Source organism: Lachnospiraceae bacterium, assembly GCA_022794035.1.
Classification (GTDB): Bacteria; Bacillota; Clostridia; order Lachnospirales; family Bianqueaceae; genus CALWPV01.
Genome location: JAAWDX010000010.1, coordinates 128,382 through 144,588 on the forward strand (window position 1 = coordinate 128,382; position 16,207 = coordinate 144,588).

The 16,207-nt window shown below is 49.0% G+C and carries 18 protein-coding genes and 1 other RNA gene; 12 read left to right on the forward strand and 7 right to left on the reverse strand.

The window, feature by feature from the left end; translation table 11 throughout:
- Positions 1–6 precede the first annotated feature (6 nt).
- A complete protein-coding gene (clpB, locus tag HFE64_08870; GenBank protein MCI8633572.1) occupies positions 7–2,601 on the forward strand; it encodes an ATP-dependent chaperone ClpB in 2,595 nt (864 codons plus the stop codon).
- Positions 2,602–2,808: 207 nt separating this feature from the next.
- On the opposite strand, the gene HFE64_08875 is transcribed toward clpB, so the two are convergent.
- Positions 2,809–3,444, reverse strand: a complete 636-nt coding sequence (locus tag HFE64_08875) for a phosphotransferase (GenBank protein MCI8633573.1) — start codon at positions 3,442–3,444, stop codon at positions 2,809–2,811.
- Between the two features lie 76 nt (positions 3,445–3,520).
- Entirely contained in the window at positions 3,521–3,730 is a 210-nt protein-coding gene (locus HFE64_08880; protein MCI8633574.1) for a DUF1858 domain-containing protein, read from the reverse strand.
- Between the two features lie 161 nt (positions 3,731–3,891).
- On the opposite strand from HFE64_08880, the gene HFE64_08885 reads away from it, so the two are divergent.
- A complete protein-coding gene (locus HFE64_08885) occupies positions 3,892–4,275 on the forward strand; it encodes a VOC family protein (protein MCI8633575.1) in 384 nt (127 codons plus the stop codon).
- A gap of 42 nt (positions 4,276–4,317) precedes the next feature.
- A complete protein-coding gene (locus HFE64_08890; GenBank protein ID MCI8633576.1) occupies positions 4,318–4,839 on the forward strand; it encodes a hypothetical protein in 522 nt (173 codons plus the stop codon).
- An 80-nt stretch (positions 4,840–4,919) separates the two neighbouring features.
- Here HFE64_08890 and HFE64_08895 read toward each other — a convergent pair whose 3' ends face one another.
- Positions 4,920–6,278: a DUF4445 domain-containing protein gene (locus tag HFE64_08895; GenBank protein ID MCI8633577.1), complete on the reverse strand. Its 1,359-nt coding sequence runs from the start codon at positions 6,276–6,278 to the stop codon at positions 4,920–4,922.
- Between the two features lie 131 nt (positions 6,279–6,409).
- On the opposite strand from HFE64_08895, the gene HFE64_08900 reads away from it, so the two are divergent.
- From HFE64_08900 to HFE64_08915, 4 genes are all read left to right on the forward strand, one after another.
- On the forward strand, positions 6,410–7,810 hold the full coding sequence (locus tag HFE64_08900) for an MATE family efflux transporter (GenBank protein ID MCI8633578.1): 1,401 nt from the start codon (positions 6,410–6,412) through the stop codon (positions 7,808–7,810).
- A 541-nt stretch (positions 7,811–8,351) separates the two neighbouring features.
- On the forward strand, positions 8,352–8,525 hold the full coding sequence (locus HFE64_08905; protein ID MCI8633579.1) for a hypothetical protein: 174 nt from the start codon (positions 8,352–8,354) through the stop codon (positions 8,523–8,525).
- Positions 8,526–8,537: 12 nt separating this feature from the next.
- The gene (locus HFE64_08910; protein MCI8633580.1) at positions 8,538–8,804 is read left to right on the forward strand and encodes a spore coat protein; all 267 of its coding nucleotides are present in this window, start codon (positions 8,538–8,540) and stop codon (positions 8,802–8,804) included.
- Positions 8,805–8,967: 163 nt separating this feature from the next.
- The gene (locus HFE64_08915) at positions 8,968–9,465 is read left to right on the forward strand and encodes a GNAT family N-acetyltransferase (GenBank protein MCI8633581.1); all 498 of its coding nucleotides are present in this window, start codon (positions 8,968–8,970) and stop codon (positions 9,463–9,465) included.
- On the opposite strand, the gene HFE64_08920 is transcribed toward HFE64_08915, so the two are convergent.
- The 3 genes from HFE64_08920 to ssrA all read right to left on the reverse strand — a co-directional run bounded on the left by HFE64_08920 (position 9,450) and on the right by ssrA (position 11,632).
- Entirely contained in the window at positions 9,450–10,208 is a 759-nt protein-coding gene (locus tag HFE64_08920; protein MCI8633582.1) for a DUF4111 domain-containing protein, read from the reverse strand. The two genes, HFE64_08915 and HFE64_08920, sit on opposite strands and share 16 nt — an antisense overlap.
- Before the next feature lie 17 nt (positions 10,209–10,225).
- Entirely contained in the window at positions 10,226–11,218 is a 993-nt protein-coding gene (locus HFE64_08925; protein ID MCI8633583.1) for a D-cysteine desulfhydrase family protein, read from the reverse strand.
- Between the two features lie 53 nt (positions 11,219–11,271).
- Positions 11,272–11,632, reverse strand: a transfer-messenger RNA (tmRNA) gene (gene ssrA, locus HFE64_08930).
- A gap of 184 nt (positions 11,633–11,816) precedes the next feature.
- Between ssrA and HFE64_08935 the strand changes: the two genes are divergently transcribed.
- The 5 genes from HFE64_08935 to HFE64_08955 all read left to right on the forward strand — a co-directional run bounded on the left by HFE64_08935 (position 11,817) and on the right by HFE64_08955 (position 14,980).
- Complete coding sequence (locus tag HFE64_08935) at positions 11,817–12,116, forward strand: hypothetical protein (protein MCI8633584.1); 300 nt, start codon at positions 11,817–11,819, stop codon at positions 12,114–12,116.
- The gene (locus HFE64_08940; GenBank protein ID MCI8633585.1) at positions 12,113–12,274 is read left to right on the forward strand and encodes a hypothetical protein; all 162 of its coding nucleotides are present in this window, start codon (positions 12,113–12,115) and stop codon (positions 12,272–12,274) included. Before HFE64_08935 ends, HFE64_08940 begins: the two co-directional genes overlap by 4 nt.
- Before the next feature lie 24 nt (positions 12,275–12,298).
- Entirely contained in the window at positions 12,299–12,433 is a 135-nt protein-coding gene (locus tag HFE64_08945; protein MCI8633586.1) for a type II toxin-antitoxin system Phd/YefM family antitoxin, read from the forward strand.
- Position 12,434: 1 nt separating this feature from the next.
- Complete coding sequence (locus HFE64_08950) at positions 12,435–13,037, forward strand: HAD hydrolase-like protein (protein MCI8633587.1); 603 nt, start codon at positions 12,435–12,437, stop codon at positions 13,035–13,037.
- A gap of 155 nt (positions 13,038–13,192) precedes the next feature.
- The gene (locus HFE64_08955; protein ID MCI8633588.1) at positions 13,193–14,980 is read left to right on the forward strand and encodes an ABC transporter ATP-binding protein; all 1,788 of its coding nucleotides are present in this window, start codon (positions 13,193–13,195) and stop codon (positions 14,978–14,980) included.
- Between the two features lie 423 nt (positions 14,981–15,403).
- On the opposite strand, the gene HFE64_08960 is transcribed toward HFE64_08955, so the two are convergent.
- Entirely contained in the window at positions 15,404–15,982 is a 579-nt protein-coding gene (locus HFE64_08960) for an NUDIX domain-containing protein (GenBank protein ID MCI8633589.1), read from the reverse strand.
- Positions 15,983–16,207: the final 225 nt, after the last annotated feature.

Here is a 16,207-nt window from a genome sequence, read left to right on the forward strand (position 1 = left end):
GAGCTTATGAATGTACAGAGATTAACACAGAAGAGTTTGGAGGCGCTGCAAGAGGCGCAGAATCTGGCATCGCAGGCTAAGAATCCGGAGGTGCGGCAGGAGCATCTGATGCTGGCGCTGGCATCGCAGAAGGAGGGGCTGATTCCCTCGCTGCTGGAGAAGCTGGGGACGGACACGCAGATGCTGCAGCAGAGCCTGCGGAGTGCGATTGGGCGGCTTCCGCAGGTGAGCGGGGCGGCCGAAGCGGGTAAGCTGTATGTGTCGTCGGAACTGGATGCGGCGCTCAGCGAGGCGGAGGCGCAGGCCGCGCAGATGCAGGATGAATATACGTCGGTGGAGCATTTGATGCTGGGCCTGATTTTGAAGGCTTCGGCGGCGGTAAAGCAGGCACTGGAGACGGCGCATGTGACGGAGGCGGCTTTTCGCGAGGCGCTGAAGCAGGCACGCGGGAGTGCGCGCGTGACGAGCGATAATCCGGAGAGCACGTATGATGTGCTTGCAAAGTATGGGCAGGATCTGGTGCAGCTGGCGCGCGAGCAGAAGCTGGACCCGGTGATCGGGCGCGATACGGAGATTCGCAGTGTGATTCGGATCCTGTCGAGGAAGACGAAGAATAATCCGTGCCTGATCGGCGAGCCGGGCGTGGGCAAGACGGCGATTGCGGAAGGCCTGGCGCTGCGGATTGTGCGCGGGGATGTGCCGGACAGCTTGAAGGACCGGAAGATTTTTTCACTGGATATGGGCGCGCTGATTGCGGGCGCTAAATTCCGCGGCGAGTTCGAGGAGCGGCTAAAGGCCGTGCTGAATGAGATCAAAAACAGTGACGGCAAGATCATTCTGTTTATCGATGAGCTGCATACGATTGTGGGCGCCGGCAAGACGGACGGCGCGATGGATGCGGGCAATCTGCTGAAGCCCATGCTGGCGCGCGGAGAGCTGCACTGCATCGGCGCGACGACGCTGAATGAATACCGGCAGTATATTGAGAAGGATGCCGCGCTGGAGCGGCGTTTTCAGCCGGTGACGATTCCGGAGCCGTCGGTGGAGGATACGATTTCGATTTTGCGAGGCCTGAAGGAGCGCTACGAAGTGTATCATGGCGTGAAGATTCAGGATCAGGCGCTGATTGCGGCGGCTGTGCTTTCCAATCGGTATATTTCGGATCGGTTTTTGCCGGATAAGGCGATCGATCTGGTGGATGAGGCCTGCGCGATGATCCGCACGGAGATCGATTCCATGCCGACGGAGCTGGATGAAATTGCGCGCAAGATCATGCAGCATGAGATTGAGGAAGCGGCTTTGAAGAAGGAGACCGACAAGCTTTCACAGGAGCATCTTGCGGAGATCCAGAAGGAGCTGGCGGACATGCGCGAGCAGTTTGCGGGCATGAAGGCAAAATGGGAGAATGAAAAGGAGGCCATCGGCAAGGTGCAGAAGCTGCGCGAGGAGATCGAGCAGGTGAATGCACAGATCGAGAAGGCCGAGAATGAATATAATCTGGATAAGCTGGCGGAGCTGAAATATGGTCGACTGCCGGCGCTGCAGAAGGAGCTGGAGCAGGAAGAGGCGCTGGCGGACGAGGGTCGGCGCAGCACCTCGCTGCTGCGTGACAAGGTGACGGAGGAAGAGATCACGCGCATCATTTCCCGCTGGACGGGCATTCCGGTGTCTAAGCTCATGGAGGGCGAACGCGAGAAACTGCTGCATCTGGATGACACGCTGCATCAGCGCGTGATCGGACAGGACGAGGCCGTGCAGCGCGTCTGCGACGCGATCCTGCGTTCACGTGCCGGTATTCAGGATCCGGACCGGCCAATTGGGTCATTTCTGTTCATGGGGCCCACTGGCGTGGGCAAAACGGAGCTGGCTAAAGCCCTGGCCGAGGCGCTGTTTGATGATGAGCGCAGCATGGTACGGATTGATATGAGCGAGTATATGGAGAAATACTCTGTGTCACGCCTGATCGGAGCGCCTCCCGGATACGTGGGCTATGACGAGGGAGGCCAGTTGACGGAGGCAGTGCGCAGAAAGCCGTATGCGGTGGTGCTTTTTGATGAGGTGGAGAAGGCGCATCCGGATGTGTTTAATGTGCTGCTGCAGGTGCTGGATGACGGCCGCATTACGGACAGCCAGGGCCGTACAGTGGACTTTAAAAACACGATTATCATTATGACCTCCAATTTGGGCTCTTCGATCATTTTGGAGGGAATCGATGAGGCGAGCGGCGAGATCACGGAAGCGGCCAAAGAGAATGTGCAGGCACTTTTGAAGCAGTCCTTCAGGCCGGAGTTTTTGAACCGTCTGGATGAGATTGTGTTCTATAAGCCGCTTACCAAGGAGAATATCAGCTGCATTGTGGATCTGCTGCTGGAGGATCTGCGCCGGCGTCTGATGGATCGGCAGCTGTCGCTTAGGCTGACGGAGCGCGCCAAGCAGTATCTGATTGAGGGCGGATATGATCCGATCTATGGCGCGCGGCCGCTGAAGCGTTTTGTGCAGCAGAGGCTGGAGACCTTTTTAGCGCGCAAGATGATTGCCGAGGATCTGGAGCCGGGCACGGAGCTCGTGGTGGATTATGACGGCAGGGGATTGACAGCCTGAGGATGGTTTGAAAATGCATGTCGGTACAGGGCCTTTGGTGAAGAAGTGACCTATGCAATTAAAAACGATACGAAAACCGCTTACGAGTATTATAATGCTCTAAAGCTTATACAAGTGGGTTGAATTTTCATCCAAAAAAAGAACCGATGCTTTGTGAGTTTAACTCTCACAAGGCATCGGCTTTTTATATTTTATGGGGCATTTGCCTCACGTCTCAGAACACTGATATCCCCGATACATATCCAGAACCATCCTTCCAAAGTCTGCGCCAAATTCCTCATCATCTTCCTCATCCAGTAAATAAGCAAAATCACTTTGAGGCTTTCCCACGCGGCTATCGGCAAAATCAAGAACCCCACACACCACATTTTTATCATTGAACACTATATGATTAAGGCTAAAGTCACCATGCAGCAGGACCAGATCTTTTCTTTTGATTGGAAGAATCTCTTTTTCACTATGCAGGCGATATAGGAACTTTGCGATACGCTCTGCATTTTGAAAAAGAGTTTTTTCATCCAGCAGCAGGAACTCTTTTTTAGATAAATTTTTGCCCTTCAATCGTTTGGAGACAAAATACACAAACTCCTCCTGACCGGAAGGAAACGTGCCGTTAAAAAGAACATTCGGGATATCTAACGGTACCTTTTCTTTCAATCCCCGCAGTATCTGCATTTCGACCTTTAGGCAGTCACTTGCTTTTTGGTGTTTGGGGAGCTTCATAACCATCTCATCATTGATGCAAAAAGCCTCCGAGTGATTTCCACATCCGATAAGCTCTACGGACCTCACCTGAATTGACTTGGAGATGATCTCTTTTGCCTGTTCTACAGAATAATTCATTTATAAGCTCTTTTCTATCAAGATAAACAGATAAACGGTGAAAAGCAGCCTTTTCACCGTTTATAAAGATCACATTTTATGCCTCTTCCTTCTGTTCGAGATACTCATGAATCGATCTCAGAACCTCATCTGCATCAATGCCATGCACCATGCAGGCCATTTCCAGCGATTCCCCTACCGAAGAGGGACAGCCAATGCAGTGCATTCCGGACTCCATCAAAACCTGCGCAATTCCGATATCATATTGAAGCATCTCGCCCATAGTGGTCTGTTTTGTAATTCTCATTTGTATCAATCTCCTTATGTAGCTATCAAGTAGCATTTATATGTACAGTATAGCAGAGTTGGTAAAAAAATCAAGCTTTACGTTTGAGAGACAATCCGATATAATAAAAATAGTGCCTATCTATTCAGTATCCAAAAATAACATATAAAAAGGAGTTTAAAATGAGTACAAGAGAAGGATTTCATCATGTAGCGCTGAGAGCGCAAAATCTGCAGCAAACGATTGACTTTTATGTAAAGTTAGGCTGCAGCGTTATTCGCAGCTGGGGTGAAGGCAAGAATCAAGGCGCCATGCTGGATGTAGGCGGCGGCAATATTTTGGAGATATTCTCCGGCGGGATAGAGGCAGCCGAGGAGAGGCCGCGCTTTGAGCATATTGCGTTAAAAAGCAGCAATGTCCGGCAGGATTTTGAGAATGCCATTGCGGCGGGTGCGGTAGAAAAGACCAGACCAACCGAAGGAAATTTGGGCGGCGCGCTGCCGATTGAGATTGCGTTTGTGATCGGTCCCAATCAGGAAGTCATTGAGTTTTTCTGCGAAAAGTAATAAGTAGAGATACATCAGTACTGGTTTGTCAGGAGGATCAATATGAGGCTGTTTCATGTAAGTGAGGAAAGTGATATTTTAGAGTTTTTTCCGTGGATCCCGGATAGAAAGGATTTGGATAAAAGTACCGGCCTAGTCTGGGCGGTTAGCGAAAAATGTCTACCAAACTTTTTAACGCCGCGTAACTGTCCTCGGGTAACGTATCATGTAGGAGAAAATACGACCCAACAAGATAGGATCAGGTTTTTTTCCTCTCCTACACAGGCACATGCCGTTGTCATAGAAGCAAAGTGGTTTGAAATTTTACGAAATACTACTTTATACATATATGAGTTTGCTCCGGCCAATTTTGCATTACAGGAAGCGGTTGCAGGATATTATGTTTCTAAAACGGCAGAGAAGCCAATTGACCGATTTGTTTTTGATGATTTGATGAAGGAACTGATAGAGCGCAATATTGAAATTAGAATGGTAGACAACCTATGGACGATTGCCGAGCAGGTTAAAGCTTCAACATTAAACTGGTCTTTATGTAGGATGGCATTTGCTCAGCCGAAGCAATAGGTAGGAGTCTGGCATTATATTTTTGATATAGCGAAAATGAAATGGAGGCAGAGCTGTTCATCGGCTTCGCCTTCATTTTTTTACTCTGGAAAGCGCATACAGCTCATAAAAGCATCAGTAAAAAAGGGATCGTCTGCCAGCTCACATAATCGGAATGACTTTTTAAGCGCCAGCACTTTTTCCAGCAGCGCAGGGTTTAAAAGCAGCATGGCGCTGCCGTGACCGGCCGCATTGCCTAAGGAAAGGGTATGGCGGGCCGGAGGCAGGAGTCCGATCTGGCGGGCACTTTCCGGCGAGAGCTGACTGCCAAAGCCGCCTGCCAGATAGAGAGTGTCCAGCGCATCGACATGGGCGGCATGCATCAGAGCCTGGCAGGCGGCAGCAATCGCCGCCTTGGCCAACTGAATCTCGCGGATATCCTGCTGAGTCAGCAGAGGCAGAGCAGGGGCCGGCCAGGCAGATAAAACGCCGGAAGCAGATAAAGCGCCATGATCCAATAAGGCTGCGGTTATATCTAAAATACCAGAGCCGCAATAGCCCTTGGCAGGGAGATTTTCGATGGTTTCATAAGAAAAATCAGGCTGTACATGACAGATGGCGCCAGGGACGGAGGGAAGACCGCAGGAAATATGATTGCCCTCAAAGGCAGGACCAGCCGCGGCAGAGCAGCCATACAGAAGGCCGTTTGCGGCCAGCAGCATTTCTCCATTGGTGCCGATATCCAGCAGTAAAGTCGGTTTCTCCGGAAGATGAGAGGCAAAGCCTGCCGCTAGGGCAGCGCAGGCAAGATCCGCACCGATATAAGCAGAAAAGCAAGGCGGCAGCATGACTGTGCCCCGCTGAAAGCCAAATGTATGACGGGCGTGAAAGGGAGCAGAGGCAAGCTCAGCAGGATCGTAGCCGCAGAGCAAATAGAGCATAGTCGTATTGCCTGTCAGAACGAGATGCTCATAGACGGGAGGCAAAAGAGAGAGCACAGCCTGCCGTAGGCAGGCGCTTAGCTGGGGGAGCCGTCCCTTAGCGGCATGCTCGATGCGGCTAATGACATCTGCGCCAAAAATGCGCTGCGGATTGGCAGCCGACTTTGTGTTTATCCGCCTGCCGCTGGAAAGATCATACCAGTAAGCGGCCAGCGTAGTCGTGCCAATATCAATAGCGGCGCCGATTCCTTCCCTGCCGGAGGAGGGCGCGCCGGCCAATTCTGTAAAGTCCAGCTGAACGGCCAGTCTCTCCGATGGAAGACTATGGATAGTGTAATCACCCTCGATCTCTGTCATACAGGCGAGGCGGTAGCCAGCTTCAATTTCTTCCTGCGTAAGCAGGCCGCGCTCCTGAGGAGAGAGCGGGGACAGGGCGCCGCTGACGCGGAGCTTGCATTTGCCGCAGCGGCCGTTGCCGCCGCATTCGAGCGGCATGGAAATCATTTCAGATAGTTTCATGGTGGATTCCTTTCTGGGGGTATCATAGCATAGCATCTGAAAAGGAACAAGTAAAAAAACAGGTGACAAAGCAGCCGTTTTTGTGTTACAATAAACGATACTATGTGGAAAAGGAGTGTGAAAGGTATTTTATGACGCTGAAACAGTTATTTGCTCCCTCGGACATGACGAGCGGAAAGCCTTGGGAGAAAATTGTGATTTTTACGGTACCGATGCTGATCGGCAATATTGCGCAGCAGCTTTATAGCACGGTGGACAGCATTGTGGTGGGCCGTTATGTGGGCGATAATGCGCTGGCCGCAGTGGGCAGTGCGAGTCCGATCCTGAATTTGCTGCTGGTACTTTTTATGGGAATTTCTGTTGGCGCCAGTGTAATGGTAGCGCAGTATTTTGGCGGAAAAAAGCGGGAGGAGCTTTCCAAGACGATTGGCAACTGTCTGACGCTGAACGCGATTGCTTCGCTGATTATCATGATTGTAGGCTCGATTACGATCCGGCCGCTGCTGAGGCTTTTGTCAACGCCGGACAGCATCATTGATTGGTGCGCGTCCTATCTGATGATCCTCGTAGTGGGAATCGCGGGCTGTTCCTATTATAATATTTTGAGCGGTATTTTGCGCGGACTGGGCGATTCGATTTCGGCACTGGTGTATCTGCTGGTGGCTACCGTGCTGAATATCGTGCTGGACATCTGGTTTGTGGCCGGCCTTGATATGGGCGTGGCCGGTGTGGCGCTGGCCACCGTGATTGCGCAGGCGGTCTCCTCGGTTTTGAGTCTGATCAAGCTAAAGCGCATGAAGGACATTTTTGATCTTAAACTGAAATACTGCAAGGTAGATGCATTTCATACCAAGACGATTATCCGGCTGGGGCTTCCGTCCGGTATTACGCAGGCCATTTTTTCGATGGCCATGATCGTCGTGCAGTCGCTGACCAACAGCTTTGGCGAGATGGTGATTGCAGCTAACGTCATTATCATGCGTGTGGATGGCTTTGCCATGATGCCGAACTTTTCTTTTGGTACGGCGATGACGACCTATGCCGGGCAAAATGTGGGTGCAAGACGATTTGATCGGGTAAGTCAGGGCGCAAAGCAGGGTACGCTGATTGCGGTGCTCACGTCTACTGTGATCACAGGAGTGATTTTGCTCTTTGGTAAATATTTGATGGGGATTTTCACCAGCACAGCAGAGCTCGTGAGCCTGAGCAACAATATGATGCGGATTTTGGCGGTGGGCTATATTGCGATGGCCGTCACGCAGTGCCTGTCCGGCGTCATGCGCGGTGCAGGCGATACGATGACGCCCATGTGGATTTCCTTGATCACAACGGTTGCTATTCGTGTGCCGATAGCATATGGTTTAGCCTACATAACCAGAAGCCCGGAGTTGCCCAACGGAGCTTATCAAAGCCTGTGGATCTCCCTTTTGGTTTCGTGGCTTCTGGGCGCGCTGCTAACCTTTATCTTCTATAAGAGAGGAAAATGGAAAGAAAAGGCCCTGAGCACGGGAGAGCCAGAGCAAGCGGAATAAATCAAATCTATGAAGAGGATGCTGCCAACGATATAGAGTTTGCCGCATCCTTTTTTGTATGCTATTTTTGCTTCGCGGCGCTGCATGCTCCTTCTTTCGCCGCCATATGTTTCGTTGTCATATAGTCTTGGTGCTATATAGTCTTGTTTCCGCTGCTATACAGATTTGTCGCTGTATAGTCTTGCCGTCATATAGTTTTGTTTCCGCCGCCACTGGCGGAACTAGGCGATATAGCTGAACTTTTTCCGCCGTGTATGGCGGATCATTTATAAAGCAGCGGAAAAGTCCCCGTCAGCAAGTTTCTCGAAATAAGCAATGGCGGAAAAGGCTCAGCCATTTGGTTCTAAAACTCTGTGCGCAGAGGAATTTTTTCCGCTATTATCTAAATTTTTCCGATCTTGGAAGAATGGGTGATTTTTGCCTAAAAATTCCTTTTTTAGCTGTATAATTTGTGCGTCAGCCGGGCAAGATGAAGGTATGAGCGAAGGCTTTAATTCGCTACTAATAAGCTGTACAAAAGCAGCGGAAAAGAGGTAAAGGCATGACAACTAAAGAACTTTCTTATATTGAAGATGCACTGGGGCATGAGAAGCATTTTCAGACCAGATGTCAGGAAGCAATTTCGCAGCTTCAGGATCAGCAGCTGAAATCCTGTGTAGAAGAGCTGTTACAGAAGCATCAGCAGCTGTTCCAGAATTTCTATGGATTACTGTAAAGGAGAAAAAACATGGATGATAAAAATGTAATGGAAAATCTGCTCCTGATGGAGAAAGGCGTTTGTGATCTATATATGCACGGTACGATTGAATCCTCTACCAGCAATGTGCATCAGGCCTTTAACAGCGCCCTGAGCGAGTCGCTCTGCATTCAAGACAAAATTTATGATGAGATGGCAGAGAAGGGCTGGTATCCTACCGAGCAGGTAGAGCAGCAGAAAGTTGACAAGGTAAAGCAGAAATTTGACATGCAAGGCAAGATTGACCGGTTATTCTAAAAAACAAATCTGATCTTATGGTAGACTCCTAGGAGGGCTGCTACAGAGTATCTGTAGGCAGCCCTCCTATTGCGTATCCATATAAAAATCAGATATAATAAAGAGAGCACTATATAAGTCCGGCGAGTCATGAGCCTATCTTATATAGCGATGGAGGTATTATATGCAAAATTTGCGATTAGAACGGCCGGAGCTTATACATAAAGCACGGTATGAAGCTATGATGGACGAATGGGAGAGCTTTGGCGGAAGACTCAATCCCGGGGCGCTGAGGCGTTACAGCCATAAAGAGAAAAGAAAAGTGCCTTATGAGCGCTGGCTGCAGTGGGTGCAGGAAGACCGCGATACAAAACAGGATCTGTACTTTCTGATGAAAGAAGAAAGAATCTTGGGGGCGATCAGCATTCGCTATCAATGCGCTGCGGTGGATGGGCACTGTGGATATGGCATTCGCCCCTCTGAACGGAGAAAAGGCTACGCGACCGCCATGCTCGCGCTTGCACTGCCGATCATGAGAACCTATGGCATCCATCCTATATGGATTTCCTGCGCTAAAGAAAACATTGGATCGGCTAAAACGATTCTAAATAACGGAGGGAAATGGATAGAGGAGGTCGTGGATGAGGGAGAGCTGGTAAGCATCTATCAGATTGACGGGTGAAGCCGCAGGATCTCCCGGAGCAGATCCTGTGCAAAAGGAAGCATCTGATTAGGAGCAAAGCAGCCCTTAGCATCTTCCGTATAAACACGCAGCGCCTGCCGCACCAGCTCCGCATAGCCTGCCGGCAGATGAGTCAGTCCCCACTGCCCGCCCTGTTCCTTAGAGAGGATCCGTCCTTCTTTAACATACGCCAGCACGCGGCTCAGATTTAAAATCACATACACAGGATCCTGCATGATGGTTTCAGCAGCATCTTTCGTATCATACCATAGGCTGTCCCAATACGCATCGGCCGGAACCGGGCCGAAAACAGCCGCCACCTCAGGCCCGCAGGCAGGAAAACCGACCGCATGCATCACCGTAAAATGGGCCGCAAGATCAGGGTCCGTTCCGTGCATGCTCCGGCAGTAGGCCATCAGATCCTGCCGGCAGCGCGCAAGATGTGAATTAGAAAAATGCAGCACAAAGGGTGCAGGATGCCGAAATTGCCGGCAATCCTCGGCCAGCACGACGCTCATCTCAAAGCCCTTCGGCGGCGCCTGCGGAGTCAGATCCAGCAAAACCTGAACCAGCGCCATCTTTTCAGAAAGGGCCGGCTCGCTTTGGACAACAACAATCAGATCAATGTCGCTCCGTTCCCAGTGAAAGCAGCCAAAGGCAAGAGAGCCATGCACATATACGCCAACGAGCGTATCCTGCAAAATAGTCTTATAAGAAGAAGCAATCTGGTTAATAAGCTTCATTTCAGGAGAGGAATTCATCAATGCGCCGTCTCCTCTTCCGCCAGCAGATCCACAGCAAACAGCGCACCCGCACCGCCCGTATGCAGCAGCACAATATTCTCATCTTTTTCAAAATATCCCTGCGAAAGCAGCTCCAAAAAGCCGGCCAGCATCTTGCCGGTATAGACCGGATCCATCAAAATACCCTCCGCGCGCGCCAAGCGGCGAACCGCGGCGCTGCCTTCCTCAGAGGGGAGGGCGTAGCCCGGTCCAATATGAAAATGGATGTTCACATCGTCCGGCGTGAGGGCGATATCGCTCCCTAAGAGCTCGGCCGTTTCCTTCATAAGCGTATAGGTAATGGATTCAAACGGATCCTCGCATACACCGATGCCAACAGAGCGGGTATGCGGCAAAAAGAGTCTGGCGCCCAGCGTGATACCGGCATAGGTGCCGCCGGAGCCCACTGCACTCACGATGGCATCCGGCTGAAAATCAAGCGCGCTGCACTGCTGCTGAATTTCCTGCGTGCACTGCACATAGCCTAAGCATCCTAAGGCAACAGAGCCTCCGACCGGTATGAAATAGGGCGTATGCCCCTGCGCGCGCAGCGAGGCCATGAGGCGGTGCATTTCGGCATACACATCGTCGTAGGAATCGGTGTCAACCAATACAACCTTGGCGCCGAGAATCTGATCCAGCGTCAGGTTCCCGCCCTGCAGCACGCCGCGCTTTTTTAAAACAAGGATCGACTGCATCCCCAGATGGGAAGCGCAGGCCGCCGTCAGCATGGCATGGTTCGATTGCGGGCCGCCGGCGGTCAGAACAATATCCGCGCCTTTCTTTCTCGCGTCAGCGAGTAAAAATTCTAGCTTGCGCACCTTGTTGCCGCCGAGGGCGAGGCCGGTCATGTCATCGCGCTTGATGTAAAGATTTTTACCCAGCTCGCGGCTCAGCGTTTCCAGCTTGTAGAGCGGCGTGGGCAAAACGGCAAGAGGAATGCGGTCAAAATCGGTTAGCTGTTTCATCATCAGTACCTCGCAGTTAAGAATAAAAAAAGCCTCGAATTTGATTCGAGACTTTTGAGTGGAGATGAGGAGAATCGAACTCCTGTCCGAAAGCCCATCCGCCCTAGGCGCTACCATCATAGTCGGTATTTTGCATTTCCCTTGGCTCTGCTCCTGCCGACAGGATCAAAGCCTTGGTAGCTTCATGAGTTCTTTATCATCCGCAAAGCTTAGGATGAAAAGTTCCCTACGTTATGATTACACCCCGGATCCAAAGAGTAGGCGCTCTGGGCGGGACGGCAGCTTTTAATTAAGCTGCAAACGCGTAAGCGTTTTCGTTATTGTTTGCGTTTAATTTTAAGGTTTGGTTGTTACGCAGACCAACCTGCGGATGGCTCCCAAAGCCTCAACGACCCCCGTCGAAACCTTGACATCCCCGTTAAAGGGCTGCAAACAATTTTGAGTGCATTTAGTATAGCGTATGGAAGAGGAATTGTCAAGGGCAGCGAGCGGCGCGGAGTGAAATAAAATAAAGCTTTAAAGCGTGAAATAGATTGACAAGCACTTCTTTTCAGGATATAGTACCGGCACAGAGCAATTTATTGATAAAGAGAGGTAGAAAATGAGAAAAATCAAATTAAAAACCATACTGGTGTACCTGAGCGTGGCAAGTCTTTTATTTGCTATGATTGGCTGTACAGAAGCGGAAAATGAGACCTGGGAATTTAGTGAAAGTAGTATGACATCAGACGAAAAGCAAAGCAGCGGGCAGGCAGCAGAATCCAGTATGCCTGAAGCAGCAGAACCGGTATATTACACGACCGATCTGCAGGCGCTTAACGCGCAGAGCGCGGATCAGTCGGCGAGCAGCTATGCCCTTATTCATATACAACCTTTATCCGCACTGAGAACGGCGATATGATGGCCTGCGGAATTGACCTGCCCAATGAAGAGAAGGAAGTAGCAATCTATGGAAATCTGGATCAAAAGGATGAAAGCGCGCAGGGCGTCGTACAGCCCTCGGATTATCAGCGCTCCTATTCTCCGGAATTTGTGAAGGTTCAGATTAAGGAAAAATGAGATCATGGAAGGAGCAGTGGTGTTATGGACATGGAAGATTATGAGCGTGATGGCATAGAAAAAAAGCTTCTGATGAACCTGCAGGAAGCAGAAGCAGCAGTCAAGGATGGCGAAGGCTGGCTTAATTTGGATGAGCTGAAAGCGCTTATGGAGGAATAAAATGCTGAAGGCTATTCTTTTTGACTTTGATGGTGTGCTTACAATTGACAAAACCGGATCGGAATCTATTACTAAGTATTTAGCAAAGGAAAGTAAAATACCACTAGATAGAATTCAAAAAAGCTATTATCGGTATAATCGAGCGCTTTTATATGGGGAAACGACCCATGAGGAAATATGGCCAAGCTTTTGTAAAGATTTAGGAAAAGAGCTAGATATTAAGATATTAAATGCTGCTTATGAAGCTACGAAGCTAGATAGTGAAATGATTAAGTATGTAAAGCAGTTAAAAGAAATTTATAAAATTGGGATGATTACAGATAATAAATGTGACCGGATTAATGCAATACTATCCTATCATCAGCTGCAGAGTTATTTTGATGTGGTTTCAATTTCAGCGCAGTATCATTCCGATAAAAAAGAGAAAGAGATTTTTGTAGGTACGATGCAAAGCCTACAGGTGGCTGCAAAGGAGTGCGTATTTATTGATAATAGTGAGCAGAATTTAATTGTGCCGCAAAGACTGGGAATGCAGACCATTCTTTTTGATCCTGATCATCGAGATATTGCACAATTAAACAAGAGGATCGAGGCCATGCAATAAACAGGCAGGGTATTCCATCATGGAGTACCCTGCCTGTTTGTTATGTGCATTGTTTGATTGGAAAAAATAATACAGAATCAATGTCATGCTATCGAATGAAAAGCAAGTTTGCTATACTGAGGAGTAGAGTATAAATTAAAACGGAGAATGAGAAAATGAAAAAACAAAGAAATCAGATACAGGATTTGTTTTGGCTTTACCGGCCTTATTGGCAGTATGGAAAGTTTTTTGTATTGGTATCCTTATTTTTCTGGATGCTTATATTGCCGTTATGCAGAGTGCTGATGGTCATTTTTCCGGAACAGATGGTCAGGGCTCTTGAAAACGGATGGACTTTTAGCAAAATAGCGTTATTGGTGATCGCATTTCAGACTGCGCTGCTTGTAATTCCGGTTTTTGAGGATATATATAATATATGCTGCCGGGACAGGGCGCAGGCAAGGATCGAGATAAAAATCAAAAAGCAGGTATATGAGCAGTCGTTGCGGACAGATTATTGCTTTGTGGACCAACCAGAATATTATAATCGTTATATGTGGGCAGTTGAGCATCAGGCAGAGAAAGCAGAAGAAGCGTTCTCATTAGTTAATCGGGCACTGTCTGCACTTACGATTATGGTTACGCTTATCAGTATGATCGCTGCATTTAATCCGGTCATTGTCATTTTTACTTTGGTCAGTATGGCACTTCGGACCTATGGGTATATAAAATATAATCAATATGAAGTAAGACGAGAAGAAAGCCTGATGGCGAGTCATCGCCGGCTTGGATATTTTCATCGGATTTTTTATTTGCGTGAATATAAGGCAGATCTGAAAAGCACACGCCTGAAAGAATATATTTTTAAACATTACGATACAGAGGCGGATCATAAGCTGGGGATCATCAAAAGCTATGCCAAAAGACTTTTATTTTGGGCTGTTTTTAGTGATATGATCTATCGCATTATGATGACGCTGATTATTTTATTGGTCTCCTATAGCATTTTTAAAGCACAGTATGTGGAAGCGGCTTCGTATATTACGGTTATGCTTTCTGTGGAAAAGCTGGAGGATTCCATGTATGAGTTTTTTGAGCTGTTTCAGCAGGGAGGAAAGCTCAGCTTATATGCGGGTGATATCCGCAGATTTTATGAAATGGAATCGACGATTGAGAGTGGAAAAGAAGCAGGGGGTAAGCGAAAGCCAGCAGACGGCCCTTTTTTATTGGATATGGAGCAGGTAGGGTTTCGCTATCCTCATTCTGAGTTTGCGATTGAAAACTTTACGCTTCATATTAAGCCGGGTGAGAAAATTGCGATTGTAGGGGAAAATGGCGTTGGTAAATCTACGCTTTTAAAGCTGCTGCTTCGCTTGTATGATCCCTTGCATGGTGAAATTAAAATCAATCAGATTCCGCTGCCGGAATATGAACTGGAAAGCTTGCGGCGCAGGATTGGCGTAGTGTTTCAGGATACTCATATGTACGCGTTATCGCTTCGAGAGAATATGGAGCTGTATCAGCGGATTGAAGACAAAAAAGCAGAAGCGATGCTCTCTGAGCTGCATTTAGAGAAGCTGATGAGTAAAAATGCGGCAACAATGGATACAATTTTAACAAAGGAATTTGATGAAAAGGGGATTGTGGTTTCTGTTGGTGAAGCGCAGAAAATAGGCTTGGCACGTGTTATGCAGGGCGATTTTGGACTGCTTCTTCTAGATGAGCCTTCTTCTGCTTTAGATCCGATTGCAGAGTATGAGATGAATCAGCTGATTCTAAATCGAAGTCAGAAGGCAACGACTATTGTTGTAGCTCACCGACTTTCTACGGTAAGGGATATGGATCGAATTATTGTAATGGCCAATGGGTGTATTGCAGAAAGCGGGACACATGAGGAGTTGATGCAGCAAAAGGGCTGTTATTATCAGATGTTTACCAAACAGGCAGAAAATTATTTGAAATAAAACAGCCCATCTGCATGCCGGTGGGCACCGAATGCAAGCCTGATACCGACATGCAAACAGCCCGTCTGCATGTCGGTGAGTACCAACTGCAAGCCCGATACCAACATGCAAACAGCTCGTCTGCATGCTGGTGAGCACCGAATGCAAGCCGATATCGACATGCAAACAGCCCGTCTGCATGTCGGTGGACACCAAATACAAGCCGATATCGACATGCAAAGGGCCCATCTGCATGTCGGTGAGTACCGAATGCAAGCCCGATACCGACATGCAAACAGCTCGTCTGCATGCTGGTGAGCACCGAATACAAGCCGATACCGACATGTAAACAGCCCATCTGCATGCCGGTGAGTACCAACTGCAAGCCCGATACCAACATGCAAAAAAGAGCGTCTTCTAAATGATATTAGAAAACGCTCTTTTTTAATTGATTTTCTGTTTAAAATAGGCTTCCAAATAAGGAATCAGGCGGTGAAATTCTTCCGGCAGCAGGCAAAACTTTGGGTCGCCGGCGTCAACAGCACGCAGAATTTCGGCGGCGGGCATCCATTGAACCGATTCCAATTCGGCCGCTTCAATTTTAAAAGCCTCGGCAGGCTGATCCAAAGCGAGCATGTATACATGATCAATTTCCCGATCATGAAAATAAGCACCGTGGAAGGATGCCTCGTAGTCCTGACGCTGAATAAATAAAAACTGAGGAATATGGTCTGTCAGGCCAAGCTCTTCGCCCAGTTCCCGCCGCGCGGCGGTGTCGTAATCCTCGCCGCAGTCGAGATGACCGGCGGAGGAAATATCGAGGCAGCCGGGAAAGGAATCCTTGGTCATACTGCGTTTTTGCAGCAGCACCTCGATGCGGCCCTGATGCAGGCGCGTAAGGAAGATATGGCTGGCGCCGTGTAGGTCGCCGTCGCGGTGCACGAGGGCGCGCGGCTTGGTGCGGCCGCTGCGGGTGCCGTCTTCGTTTAAAATGTCAAATAAATCATTAGCCGTAAAAGCCATGAGGCGCCTCCTGTTATGTAAGTAAAAGTTCAGCTCATTCTTCGCTGAACACTCGTTTGACCTATGTCAAACGAAACAAGAAATCCCTGCGGGATTCTTGCGGTCGTCCTATATCTGTATTATACCATGACGACACCGGAGTTTGACGCAAAGCGTCAAACTCATAAGGCGGCTCAGGGACTTAAATCCTCAAAACTGCCTTGCCGCCTTTATTATACCATGACG

Coding starts and splice junctions, on each gene's coding strand:
- clpB (MCI8633572.1), top strand. CDS start 7: ATGAATGTACAGAGATTAACACAGAAGAGTTTGGAGGCGCTGCAAGAG.
- HFE64_08875 (MCI8633573.1), bottom strand. CDS start 3,444: ATGAATTATTCTGTAGAACAGGCAAAAGAGATCATCTCCAAGTCAATT.
- HFE64_08880 (MCI8633574.1), bottom strand. CDS start 3,730: ATGAGAATTACAAAACAGACCACTATGGGCGAGATGCTTCAATATGAT.
- HFE64_08885 (MCI8633575.1), top strand. CDS start 3,892: ATGAGTACAAGAGAAGGATTTCATCATGTAGCGCTGAGAGCGCAAAAT.
- HFE64_08890 (MCI8633576.1), top strand. CDS start 4,318: ATGAGGCTGTTTCATGTAAGTGAGGAAAGTGATATTTTAGAGTTTTTT.
- HFE64_08895 (MCI8633577.1), bottom strand. CDS start 6,278: ATGAAACTATCTGAAATGATTTCCATGCCGCTCGAATGCGGCGGCAAC.
- HFE64_08900 (MCI8633578.1), top strand. CDS start 6,410: ATGACGCTGAAACAGTTATTTGCTCCCTCGGACATGACGAGCGGAAAG.
- HFE64_08905 (MCI8633579.1), top strand. CDS start 8,352: ATGACAACTAAAGAACTTTCTTATATTGAAGATGCACTGGGGCATGAG.
- HFE64_08910 (MCI8633580.1), top strand. CDS start 8,538: ATGGATGATAAAAATGTAATGGAAAATCTGCTCCTGATGGAGAAAGGC.
- HFE64_08915 (MCI8633581.1), top strand. CDS start 8,968: ATGCAAAATTTGCGATTAGAACGGCCGGAGCTTATACATAAAGCACGG.
- HFE64_08920 (MCI8633582.1), bottom strand. CDS start 10,208: ATGAAGCTTATTAACCAGATTGCTTCTTCTTATAAGACTATTTTGCAG.
- HFE64_08925 (MCI8633583.1), bottom strand. CDS start 11,218: ATGATGAAACAGCTAACCGATTTTGACCGCATTCCTCTTGCCGTTTTG.
- HFE64_08935 (MCI8633584.1), top strand. CDS start 11,817: ATGAGAAAAATCAAATTAAAAACCATACTGGTGTACCTGAGCGTGGCA.
- HFE64_08940 (MCI8633585.1), top strand. CDS start 12,113: ATGATGGCCTGCGGAATTGACCTGCCCAATGAAGAGAAGGAAGTAGCA.
- HFE64_08945 (MCI8633586.1), top strand. CDS start 12,299: ATGGACATGGAAGATTATGAGCGTGATGGCATAGAAAAAAAGCTTCTG.
- HFE64_08950 (MCI8633587.1), top strand. CDS start 12,435: ATGCTGAAGGCTATTCTTTTTGACTTTGATGGTGTGCTTACAATTGAC.
- HFE64_08955 (MCI8633588.1), top strand. CDS start 13,193: ATGAAAAAACAAAGAAATCAGATACAGGATTTGTTTTGGCTTTACCGG.
- HFE64_08960 (MCI8633589.1), bottom strand. CDS start 15,982: ATGGCTTTTACGGCTAATGATTTATTTGACATTTTAAACGAAGACGGC.